This window comes from Nostoc sp. 2RC, from assembly GCF_014222165.1.
Lineage (GTDB): Bacteria > Cyanobacteriota > Cyanobacteriia > Cyanobacteriales > Nostocaceae > Nostoc > Nostoc linckia.
Window position 1 is genome coordinate 1 of sequence record NZ_JACKZU010000283.1, and the last position, 10684, is coordinate 10684.

Below are 10684 nucleotides of genomic sequence, written 5' to 3' on the forward strand. Positions count from 1 at the left end.
CCACACTCCCCACACTCCCCACACTCCTCATCTCCCCTGCCCCTTATCTCCCTACGTTTTAACAATGTCGTTCAAATCAGTTAATGATATTTTAGGCATCCTAGAAAAGCAGGCTAAATGGCAGGAGCAACCATTTCAACGCTTGCTTAAGTGTTGGGCGGAGGTTGTTGGGCCTGTAGCTGCTAGACATACTCGACCGTTATCGATTCAGCGTGATGTTTTGTGGGTAGCAACTTCTAGTGCAGCTTGGGCGCAAAACCTGACTTTTGGCCGGGCGTCTTTGCTTTTAAAGTTGAATCAAAAGCTGCCAACGCCGTTGGTTGATATTCGTTTTTCCACTGCTGGCTGGCAGCACTCATCTGTGGAAAGAAAACAGCAACAAACAATTTTGCCCCATGAACATCCAAGTTACCTTGGCGATCGCATTAGCAGCAGCCCCGATACTATACCCAGTATTCAAGATGCAAATGCAGCTTTTGGTCATTGGACTAAGTTAGTACAAGAGCGATCGCATGGCTTACCCCTTTGCCCCCAATGTCAATCCCCCACCCCACCAGGTGAACTTCAGCGCTGGACAGTCTGTTGCATCTGTGCTTCTAAGCAATTTTCAAGCCAATAAATTCAACTACTAAGTTAGATGGAGTGTAGACTGTTAACTGGTGACAGATGACAGATGACTGATGACTGGGAAGTTATTACTGCTAAAATGTGCCGAGTGCCATGTAAAAGCACACCATAATATCTCTAATTATCAAGCTTCAGCTATCCTTAAGGAAGAAATTAAAACAATCGAGAAATCAAAAATCTTACTTTTAACATTGATCCCTAATAACTTTTAGCCAAAATCTATAGGTATCCACTCCATAAAACATTGAAAAATATAACAGGAATATAAAAATATTCTAAAATTTATTTTTTCATTGGGATCGCTGAAACCTAGAGTAAATAATGATTTTTAGCCTTTCGTACCTCTTTATATATAGAAGCAAAATATAAGGGTGAAATTCAGCCATAAACGGCACTAATGATGAACCCAAATGAAACCTATTAAATCTTTAGCATCTGCCTGTAGATATTGCCGCCATTACCAGCCAGAAGGCCGTCGTGGCGGAACGTGTCAGCAATTGGGAGCGCCAGTTCAAGCAAGCTGGAAAGCTTGCGCTCTGGCGATCCCACCCTTTGCACCTTCTTGGGAAACTTTAGAGGATGCTTGGGGTTTGCCAGATGCAAAACCAGTTTTAGCCTCTTCTCAATCCTTTGTCTCAGATTTAGATCATGCTGCTCTTGCTCTTGTAGAGGAAACAGCTGTTTCTAATTCCTAAGAAGCTAAAACTGAAGCTGTGCTTATTTAGTCACTCATTATTACTGGACTAAGTTCCTAGTCTGCTTAAAATAAAATTTGTTTTTAAGATTTTTAGTGCTGTAAACATTGACATCTACAAAAATCGCACCCTTCAGGAAGGTGCGATTTTTGCAATTTTATGGCAACCAAGGAAAAGAGCGAAAATCTGGCGGACGTTTTTCGAGAAAGGCTTTTTTGCCTTCAGACCCTTCTTCTGTCATGTAATACAGTAGGGTGGCATTGCCGGCGAGTTCTTGTAAACCAGCTTGTCCGTCACAGTCAGCGTTAAATGCTGCTTTGAGACATCTAATTGCGATGGGACTTTTTTCTAAAATCTCTTGCGCCCATTGAATACCTTCAGTTTCTAATTGTTCCACTGGGACAATGCAATTGATTAATCCCATTTCTAAAGCTTGTTGTGCATTATATTGACGGCAAAGAAACCAAATTTCTCTAGCTTTTTTTTGCCCTACAATGCGAGCGAGATAGCTAGCGCCAAAACCACCATCAAAACTGCCGACTTTCGGCCCAGTTTGTCCGAAAATGGCGTTATCGGCGGCAATGGTGAGGTCACAAATCAAGTGTAGGACATGTCCGCCACCGATCGCATATCCAGCTACCAAAGCAATTACTACTTTGGGCATGGAACGAATCAAGCGTTGCAAATCCAGCACATTCAACCGAGGGACGCCACTATCATCCACATAACCAGCATGTCCCCGCACGCTTTGGTCGCCACCAGCACAGAAAGCATATTTACCGTCAGTATGCGGCCCATATCCCGTAAATAGGACAACACCAATAGTAGTATCTTCACGAGCATCACAAAAAGCATCGTAAAGTTCAAAGACAGTTTTAGGGCGGAAAGCATTGCGTTTGTGGGGGCGGTTAATGGTGATTTTTGCAATGCCATCGATTTTTTGATACAGGATATCTTCGTAGGTTTTGGCAGTTTCCCAGTTGATTTGCATTGGTATGGAGTGTGCTGTTGCTTCGAGAATTTTATCGCGGACGTGGGGAGTTGCGATACCTGCGGTGAGCTACGCCTACGCTAAGATTAATGTCTCAAGCTTTACAATCAGGGCTGGTAATTCATTAGCGACGAAAATGCGACGGGACTCGATCTTCTACAAATTATTCAAGCAATTTCCAGGATTGCTGTTTGAGTTAGTAGACCAACCACCCCCACAAGCAGCAGAGTATCAGTTTGAATCGGTTGAGGTTAAAGAAACGGCCTTTCGCATTGATGGAGTATTTCTACCTCCCGCCAATGCAGTTTCTAAAGTTGTTTTCTTTGCTGAAGTCCAGTTTCAGAAGGACGAAGATTTATATCATCGCTTCTTTAGCGAATTGTTTTTGTTTCTCTACCGTCACTCTATTCGTTACGATGACTGGTTTGGAGTGCTGATTTTTCCTTCTCGCAGTCTGGAACCATCAAATTTAACAATTCACCGTGCTTTGCTGGAGAGTGGACAAGTCAGGCGAGTTTATCTCGATGAGTTGGGAGATTTACGACAACAACCTTTGGGATTGGGTCTAATGTTGCTAACAAATGTGACTGCTGAAACTGAAGCAGTAGAAGGGGCACGGTTTTTGCTGGAACAAGCACGGCAACAATCAGAGCAAGCGATAATTGATTTAGTGACAACGATTATTGTTTACAAGTTTTCTAACCTGAGTCGAGAGGAGATTGAAACTATGTTGGGGCTAAATTTGGAAGAACCACGGGCTATTGTGGAAGCGAAGGAACAAGGACGAGAGGAAGGAAAGATTGAAGGAAAGATTGAAGGAGAAAGAGCGATCGTTTTACGACAATTAAATCGTCGCGTCGGTAATCTTGCAGATGCAGTTGTGTCCCAAATTCAAGGTTTATCAGTGGAACAGTTGGAAGCTTTAGGTGATGCTTTGTTCGATTTCTCTACACTTGCTGATTTAGAAGGGTGGTTAGAAGGTAAGTAAGCGGGTAAATTTAATGCAAAGGAGAAGGACGATCGCTTATTCTACTTCTATTTCAAAAGAGCGATCGTCTAATTCTCTTAATGTAAAAATAATCACAGGAGGTCTATCAGGAAATTCTGCTACAAGTTTTAGCTCTCCTCCCATAGCCTTTACATAACTACGCAATGTAGAAAGCAAAAGGTCTGCACGTTTTTCGAGCCTAGAGACACTATCTTGACGAATTCCTAATTGTTCTGCCATAGATTCCTGAGTTAACTTTCTGGCTTTTCTAATATCTTGAAGCGTCATGTTTTCAGCAATAAGCTCTTGAGCGTGGGCTTCAATTTTTGCTCGACGTGCAGGTGGGAGTTGTGCCATTATATCACTCAGTTTTTTTGCCATAACTTGATTCTCCTTTTGACTTCAAATCCTCAATATGAAAGTCAAATCGTTTATCTGCCTTTGCAATAAGTTGCTTGTAAAATCTTTTTTCACTTATCCCTGCTTTGTTACTAGCTACAAGTAATATTGCTTTCTTGTCTGGATCGAAAGCAAAAGCTACTCGTCATACACTTAAATTAGCTGAACTAGTGGTCTATCGCATTAGTTACGAGGGGTAAACTCATTCTTAATTTTTCTTCCTTTGCGCTCTTTGCGTCCTTTGTGGTTCGTTTTCTTAACCTTCAAAATTAATGCGATAGACCACTAGGTAATAATCCTTGTGGACGTAAACCAATTAAAGAATATCATTCAAGAATAATAAATGAAGATGCTACATCTTGTGTTGGTAAAACTCATAGTCTTACAAAATATCTCAATTATTTACCTAATTTAGTTAACAAGGGTTTATGGCAAATATAAAAACCTTTTAGATGAAAAAGGTATTTAATTAAATTAAGCTGTTTGATTACTAGGGCGGCTTAACGAAGCTCAACTTTATTTAGGGAGAGTTAAATCACAATATCTGTCGCAAACTCCTTTAACTTCTCTTGTCGCCACTTGGCATCAGCCTTACGATTTGTCCGTAATTCCAAAACCCGAATTCCTGTTGTTGGAAGCGGGTTTAATTTTTGCTGCAACTGTTCCCAAGAATTAATTAATTCATGCTGCACATTATAAGTAGCGCATAACTGAGCAAAATCAATATCTTGGGGAGTGCCGAAAAACTCTTCAAATGGTGGGTCAAATTTGGCAATCGGTAACATTTCAAAAATGCCACCGCCATTATTGTTGATTAACACAATTGTCAGATGTCCCACAAATTTATTGCGGATTAAAAAACCGTTGGTGTCATGCAACAAAGCTAAATCTCCTGTTAGCATTACACTACTTTGTTGGCGATGGGCAATTCCTAAAGCTGTGGATAATGTCCCATCAATGCCATTTGCACCACGGTTAAAATACGATCGCACTTTTAAATTATTCGGTTTCCAGAAAAACTCCACATCCCGCACAGGCATACTATTGGCAATAAACAGCGGCGTTCCTGGCGGTAGCGTTTGAGAAATTAACCACGCTGCGTTCCCTTCAAATAATTCCTCCATATTCCCCATAGTTTGCTCAATAGCTGTTCTCACTTGCGCTTCTGCTGCACACCACTGGCGGAGGTAGTCGGGGGAAGATAAGGGGGACAAGGGGGACAAGGAAGACAAGGGTGACAAGGAAGAATTTTCTCCCCCCTCTCCCTTGTCTACCCAAACAGCCAGTTGTTCTAGTGTCATCCGCAAATGGGTTGTCCTCCCGTGCAAAGGGTCGAGGTTTTGGTTGCTGTTGTCGATTACCCAGCGTTGGGGTTGGGTTGTATCTATCCAGCTACGTAATTCTTTACTAGTGGGCATTTCTCCTATTTGAATTACCATTTGCGGTGCTAGCTGTTTGGCTAGTTGCTGATTTCGCAAAATCAGGTCATAGGTGGAAATTAAATAGGGGTTGAGTTCGGCATAATTTCTCAGTGGGGAAAGTCCCTCTGCTAAAACAGGCCATTTGAGAGTTTGGGACAATTGAGCGATCGCTCTACAATATTCCTGTGGTTGCTGCGGTTGGGCTACACCTGCAATAATAATGCCGCGATCGCATTGTTTCCATTCTTGGGGAATGGGGAATAGGGTATGGGGAATGGGGCATTGGGTAATGTTTGCGATTCCTGCAAAGAAGTCTTCAGGGTGGAAATGGGATTGTAAAAAACTTAAGTCAGTTCCATCGGGAACGGGTGCTAAAGGATCGCGAAAGGGAATATTTAAATGTACCGGGCCTTTTGTGGGGATTTGTGTTGTTTCCCAGCCATGAATTACCATTTGCCGCAGGTAAGCTAACATTCCTCTATCAGCAGAGGGTAAGGCTAACTCGGCTTGCCAATTTGGGTAGTTGCCATATAATCTCAACTGGTCTATCGTTTGGCCAGAGTGGCAATCTCGCAATTCTGGGGGTCTATCGGTGGTTAATACCAACAGTGGTACGCGGCTATATGAAGCTTCTATTACCGCTGGAAAAAAGTTAGCTCCGGCTGTACCAGAGGTGCAAACAACTGCCACAGGGCGTCCGTTTGCTTTGGCTTGTCCTAAGGCGAAAAAAGCGGCAGAGCGTTCGTCAAGGATGGAAATTGCTTCAATTTCTGGTGCTTGTTGGGCAAAGGCCACTGCTAAGGGTGTGGAGCGCGAACCAGGGCAAATAATAGCACAAGTCAATCCCAGCTGCTTTAGCGTCTCTGTTAAGATATAAGCCCAAAGTTGATTAACATTTTTAAAGGCGATCGGCATCAAATCAAACATAGCTATAAAACAATCTTAAATTTTAGATTTTGTTTGGGAAAATTCAATTTACAATCCGTCTTGGAAAGTGGGATCGGGAAACGTCCAAGGCTCGGTTTTTGAACCTCCAAGGCTCAAAAGCTGCTTTCCCTAAAGCTAGTACTCTGGCAAGTCATCTTTGCTGGGTGAGGACTGGGGAAAGGGTTAAACGATAAGGGATTTAAAACCTTTCCCCTTTCCCCTTTCCCCTTTAAAGAGCCAAGTCACGAAAGCGAACTACTAGGTTGACACCAATTGATTCAACTTTGGGAAGGATGGCAACGTCGCAACTACACTTTCTACAAAATGCACACAATTTGCTCTCAAACTTTTATGGACTGCATTTATTTAACAGGAATTCGCGGCTATGGCTACACTGGGTATCTGCCAGAAGAACAGGTGCTAGGACAATGGTTTGAGGTTGATGTGAGGTTATGGTTGGATATCTCCCCAGCGGCTAAGACTGACGCCATCGAAGACACTTTAGATTATCGCAGCGTCATTAGCTTAGTACAACATCTTGTGAAAACTTCTAAGTTCGCTTTGGTGGAGAAGCTTGTAACGGTAATTGCAGATTCTATCCTCCAACAGTACGATCGCATCACACAAGTCCAAGTCATTCTCACCAAACCTGGCGCACCAATTCCAGACTTTAGTGGCAAAATCAGCATTGAACTCACTAAAAGTAAGTCCGATCTCTAAAACGCAAACCGTGTTTTAGACATCGACACCCATAAACCAGCAAAAACAAGGGTTTAGCTGGAGCTTGCAAATATAGCAATCCTATTTCAGTTGTCAAAAATATTGGTGTTGACTGTTGACTGTCAACGGTTAACAGTCAACAACCCTAATATGTAATATCTCACCAATTATTTGGTATTGCTATAGATGATTCATGCCCTTCTTCTACTGCTTAGCTCCTTACAAGTTTCTCTCTCAAAACCCACTTCAAAAGGAGGAAATGATAAATTACTATGCTGTGAATTTGTGAAATTGGATTCTTGATTAGTTTTTGGATAAATACTATACTGAATGGTTCTAGTTTTTATCAAGATAATTATTGCATGTTTGTAAATATAGATTTCTGATTGCTCATGATTTATTTACGGTATTAATAACTTGATACTAACCGCATATAATCGTCGGATTAACTTCAGAAAACACAGAAATTATCAGATGTAAATAAACTGTTGTTTGCTATTTAGCAAGGTATTGAGAGATTGTTTATGATAATATTATGAATTTTAGATTTAGCTAATAGTAACAGCGAAATCTCAACCTTAGCAAACAGGCTATCGTAACATGTTCCCCCGCAAAATCCTAGTTGTTGAGGATGAAAAAACCCTAGCCTCAAATATCAAAAAAATTTTACAAAAGTTAGGCTATATCGTTTCAGAAATAACTGAGTCTGGTGAAGAGGTAATAAAAAAGGTAGCAGAAATTCAACCAAATTTAGTATTAATTGATATCTGCCTAGCTGGGGAAATTAACGGTGTGGAAGTAGTAGATATTATTGAAAATGATTTCCAGATACCTGTTGTACATATCATAAATCGCTCCGAATATAAAGTATTACAGAAAAAACAATTAATTCAGCCTTTTAACTATATAATCAAACCATTTCTTAAAAGTGATTTACATTTTGTAATTGAAATGACTCTGTATAAATACCAGAGTGAAAAGACATTACAAGAGGAAAAACAGAGACTGACAGCGATTATTAATAGTATGGGACGTGCAGTGATTGTCACCTATGCAAATGGTTCCATTCAAATGATGAATCCAACAGCAGAAATTATCACTGGTTGGAAACAAAGCGAAGCTTTAGGTAAAGATTTAGTCGAAGTTGTGAGCTTAGTTGATAAAGATGTCGGAGAAGCAATTGAAAATTTAGCTGTAGATGTAATCGAAGCAGGTGAAATTTTCAATCTACCGGAAAACTGTACGCTAATTAGCAAAGATGGGAAAAAAATACCAATAGAGGATAACGTTGCACCCATACGGGATCGGGATGGCAATATTACTGGTGCAGTTTTGGTTTTTCAAGACATCACTAAACGTAAGGAAACAGAGGCACAACTGATCCGCAATGCCTTCTATGATGGATTGACAGAATTACCAAATCGTATATTGTTTCTAGACAGACTAAAACAAGCGATTGAACGTAGCAAACGCAAAAGCGATTATTATTTTGGAGTTTTGTTTTTAGATTTAGATAACTTCAAAGAGATTAACGATCGCTTCGGGCATGGAATAGGGGATGATTTTTTAGTAGCGATCGCTAGACGTTTAGAGTCATGCATACGTAGCGGCGATACTGTAGCAAGATTTGGTGGTGATGAATTTACCGTTCTTTTAGAAGATATTAGAGATGTTACTGACGCTACCAACGTTGCTAGACGTATTCAAGACTCCCTCAGGTTACCCCTTAACCTTGAGGGAAATCAACTAGAAACCACAGCCAGCATTGGTATTGCGTGGAATCGTTATAGCTATGAAGAACCTGCAACCCTATTACGGGATGCCGATACCGCTATGTACCGAGCTAAGCGCCAAGGAAAAGCTACCTATTCCATATTTTAGTTGACCGCTAACGGTTAACTGTCAACTGTTAGCAACTAATACGAAAAAATGTGCAAAAATTACTGCTATCCCTTGGTTATAAATCCGTCGTGGAAAAAACCGAAAAACAGAAAATGCTCGCAGGCGAATTATATCTAGCAGAAGATCCCGAATTAGCTGCCGAAAATAAACGAGCCAGTCGCCTGTTGCGACAGTACAACTCTACAACCCAAGAACAACAACAGCAACGACAACAAATTTTGCAGGAATTATTTGGAAAAATTGGTCACAAGGCAACCATAATACCACCTTTTCACTGTGACTATGGTAGTAATATTTTTGCTGGAGATAAATTATATTTAAACTATGGCTGTGTAATTTTAGACTGCAATACAGTTTGTATCGGCGATAACGTCTTATGCGCTCCTTACGTACAAATTTACACTGCTTATCACCCTACAGAACCAGAAATTCGCCTTTCTGGTAGAGAACTAGCAGCTCCAATTAACATTGGCAATAATGTCTGGATTGGTGGCGGTGCAATTATTTGTCCAGGTGTAACTATTGGCGATCGCACAACCATTGGTGCTGGTAGTGTAGTGACAAAAGATATACCTGAAAATGTTATCGCTGCTGGCAATCCTTGTCGCGTGATTCGGAATTTGTCTTAGAATTTATAGCCTCTAGCAAGCCAATAGAGCCAGTCTGCGATCGCTTCTTCAGTTTCACTGTCAACATCAATGGCTACTATTTCAGATAACTTGGCAGAATACACATCATCATCCTTACCATTAATATAAGCCACTTCCACAAACATATCTTTCAAGCACTCATCATCTGGTGCCATTCCCAAAACCTCGACTGGTTTTTCCTCTACTGAACCTGATTTACGGTTCTTCTTAGTCCATTTAGCCATAAACGGAAAATTCAGAGCTTCTTCTAGGTAGTAGTACCAACCCATAGCCCGATCTTCTTTATCTTCAGCATCTACAACGATCTCTGTTTGAATGCGATGCTCTCGTTTTTCGTCAAGTTCAACACTAGGCATAAAACAACGGTTTGCGTATGATGCACTATATGGTATATCGTTTTTGCGACTCCCTGTCAATTTTCTAATTTCTACTTTTATCCAAAAACGGAAGTATATAGTGGCGACATCGGGAATAGGGGGTAGGGGAATAATAATTTTTAACTCTCCACTCCCACGCCAAGGGACTTCCAAGTAAAAAATATTCTATAGAAGACTGTTAACTGTTGACTGTTGATTGTTGAGTGTGAACCGTCAACGTATTTTTTGGAGTTCCCCAAGTTACTATCTTTGACTCTTCAAGAACGCCAGAAGTACTATTCTATCTGGACTACCTCCATCATTAGCTCTATAAGTGTAGTACTCAACTTGAGGGTATCGCTTTACTTCTTAACCTAAACTTCTAAATTAATTAAATATTTACTGATTGTTGATTACATCACAATAATCAGTTGAGAGCTAAATAATAGTGATTCGGCTGGATTAAACATAACTATCTTTTGAACAAATATTATGTCTAATACCTGATTTATCAAGCTGGAAGCTCAACTGTTAATAGTGATGTTTATTCGCGATCGCATAATTTAATTTTAATTATTATCTGTATGAATTTAAATATGTTATTAAATTGACAATTACTTTATTTAAACTTTAAAAATCATATTATCCCCTTCTTTAGAAAGTTGTTTATCAGCCGAAATAGCCAATTTTCAAAATTGAATTAACAATTTAATAATAGACTGGGAAAAAGTATGATAATCTATAAAAAAAGTGAGCAAATATCTAGAAATATTGCTGCCAGCCAACATAAAGTTCGATTGATGTATCCTCTGACGAGTCACCTAAACACTAAAAACACAAATAAAATTTAGCTTGATTAATGCTTGAATTTTGTCACTGTAGCCTCCATAGTGTATACATAAATTTTGCAATGATGTTAGACATTTTTTCTAAACCACTCTACACATACTAAAAATTATAAAATTCCAAAAATCAAGTAAAAATGTAAATATATTATCTGATTTCTCG

10 protein-coding genes and 1 pseudogene are annotated in these 10684 nt (G+C 40.0%); 6 read left to right on the forward strand and 5 right to left on the reverse strand.

The features are described 5' to 3' along the window. Positions 1-64 precede the first annotated feature (64 nt). Entirely contained in the window at positions 65-619 is a 555-nt protein-coding gene (locus GNE10_RS25210) for a DUF721 domain-containing protein (RefSeq protein WP_185567677.1), read from the forward strand. A gap of 418 nt (positions 620-1037) precedes the next feature. After that, positions 1038-1322 (forward strand): hypothetical protein, encoded by a 285-nt coding sequence (locus GNE10_RS25215; RefSeq protein ID WP_099068766.1) that lies wholly within the window; start codon positions 1038-1040, stop codon positions 1320-1322. Positions 1323-1479: 157 nt separating this feature from the next. Here GNE10_RS25215 and menB read toward each other — a convergent pair whose 3' ends face one another. Continuing rightward, on the reverse strand, positions 1480-2313 hold the full coding sequence (menB, locus tag GNE10_RS25220) for a 1,4-dihydroxy-2-naphthoyl-CoA synthase (RefSeq protein ID WP_099068789.1): 834 nt from the start codon (positions 2311-2313) through the stop codon (positions 1480-1482). Positions 2314-2449: 136 nt separating this feature from the next. On the opposite strand from menB, the gene GNE10_RS25225 reads away from it, so the two are divergent. Further along, the gene (locus GNE10_RS25225) at positions 2450-3301 is read left to right on the forward strand and encodes an Rpn family recombination-promoting nuclease/putative transposase (protein WP_185567685.1); all 852 of its coding nucleotides are present in this window, start codon (positions 2450-2452) and stop codon (positions 3299-3301) included. A 36-nt stretch (positions 3302-3337) separates the two neighbouring features. Here the strand turns inward: GNE10_RS25225 and GNE10_RS25230 are convergent, their stop codons facing one another. From GNE10_RS25230 to menD, 3 genes and pseudogenes are all read right to left on the reverse strand, one after another. After that, on the reverse strand, positions 3338-3682 hold the full coding sequence (locus GNE10_RS25230; protein ID WP_185567678.1) for a helix-turn-helix domain-containing protein: 345 nt from the start codon (positions 3680-3682) through the stop codon (positions 3338-3340). Beyond that, positions 3663-3833: pseudogene (locus tag GNE10_RS25235) on the reverse strand (addiction module toxin RelE); the annotation flags it as partial. The gene GNE10_RS25230 and the pseudogene GNE10_RS25235, both read right to left, overlap by 20 nt. 397 nt (positions 3834-4230) lie before the next feature. Then, positions 4231-6048: a 2-succinyl-5-enolpyruvyl-6-hydroxy-3-cyclohexene-1-carboxylic-acid synthase gene (menD, locus tag GNE10_RS25240; protein WP_185567679.1), complete on the reverse strand. Its 1818-nt coding sequence runs from the start codon at positions 6046-6048 to the stop codon at positions 4231-4233. Positions 6049-6399: 351 nt separating this feature from the next. Between menD and folB the strand changes: the two genes are divergently transcribed. From folB to GNE10_RS25255, 3 genes are all read left to right on the forward strand, one after another. Beyond that, on the forward strand, positions 6400-6768 hold the full coding sequence (folB, locus tag GNE10_RS25245) for a dihydroneopterin aldolase (RefSeq protein ID WP_185567689.1): 369 nt from the start codon (positions 6400-6402) through the stop codon (positions 6766-6768). A 600-nt stretch (positions 6769-7368) separates the two neighbouring features. Next, a complete protein-coding gene (locus tag GNE10_RS25250; RefSeq protein WP_185567683.1) occupies positions 7369-8649 on the forward strand; it encodes a diguanylate cyclase domain-containing protein in 1281 nt (426 codons plus the stop codon). Positions 8650-8738: 89 nt separating this feature from the next. Continuing rightward, positions 8739-9299: a sugar O-acetyltransferase gene (locus GNE10_RS25255; RefSeq protein WP_185567691.1), complete on the forward strand. Its 561-nt coding sequence runs from the start codon at positions 8739-8741 to the stop codon at positions 9297-9299. Here GNE10_RS25255 and GNE10_RS25260 read toward each other — a convergent pair. Further along, on the reverse strand, positions 9296-9676 hold the full coding sequence (locus GNE10_RS25260; RefSeq protein WP_099068791.1) for a calcium-binding protein: 381 nt from the start codon (positions 9674-9676) through the stop codon (positions 9296-9298). The two genes, GNE10_RS25255 and GNE10_RS25260, sit on opposite strands and share 4 nt — an antisense overlap. Positions 9677-10684: the final 1008 nt, after the last annotated feature.

Excerpts from the sequence above, each read along its gene's own strand:
- GNE10_RS25210 (WP_185567677.1), top strand. The coding sequence starts at position 65 with ATGTCGTTCAAATCAGTTAATGATATTTTAGGCATCCTAGAAAAGCAG.
- GNE10_RS25215 (WP_099068766.1), top strand. The coding sequence starts at position 1,038 with ATGAAACCTATTAAATCTTTAGCATCTGCCTGTAGATATTGCCGCCAT.
- menB (WP_099068789.1), bottom strand. The coding sequence starts at position 2,313 with ATGCAAATCAACTGGGAAACTGCCAAAACCTACGAAGATATCCTGTAT.
- GNE10_RS25225 (WP_185567685.1), top strand. The coding sequence starts at position 2,450 with ATGCGACGGGACTCGATCTTCTACAAATTATTCAAGCAATTTCCAGGA.
- GNE10_RS25230 (WP_185567678.1), bottom strand. The coding sequence starts at position 3,682 with ATGGCAAAAAAACTGAGTGATATAATGGCACAACTCCCACCTGCACGT.
- menD (WP_185567679.1), bottom strand. The coding sequence starts at position 6,048 with ATGTTTGATTTGATGCCGATCGCCTTTAAAAATGTTAATCAACTTTGG.
- folB (WP_185567689.1), top strand. The coding sequence starts at position 6,400 with ATGGACTGCATTTATTTAACAGGAATTCGCGGCTATGGCTACACTGGG.
- GNE10_RS25250 (WP_185567683.1), top strand. The coding sequence starts at position 7,369 with ATGTTCCCCCGCAAAATCCTAGTTGTTGAGGATGAAAAAACCCTAGCC.
- GNE10_RS25260 (WP_099068791.1), bottom strand. The coding sequence starts at position 9,676 with ATGCCTAGTGTTGAACTTGACGAAAAACGAGAGCATCGCATTCAAACA.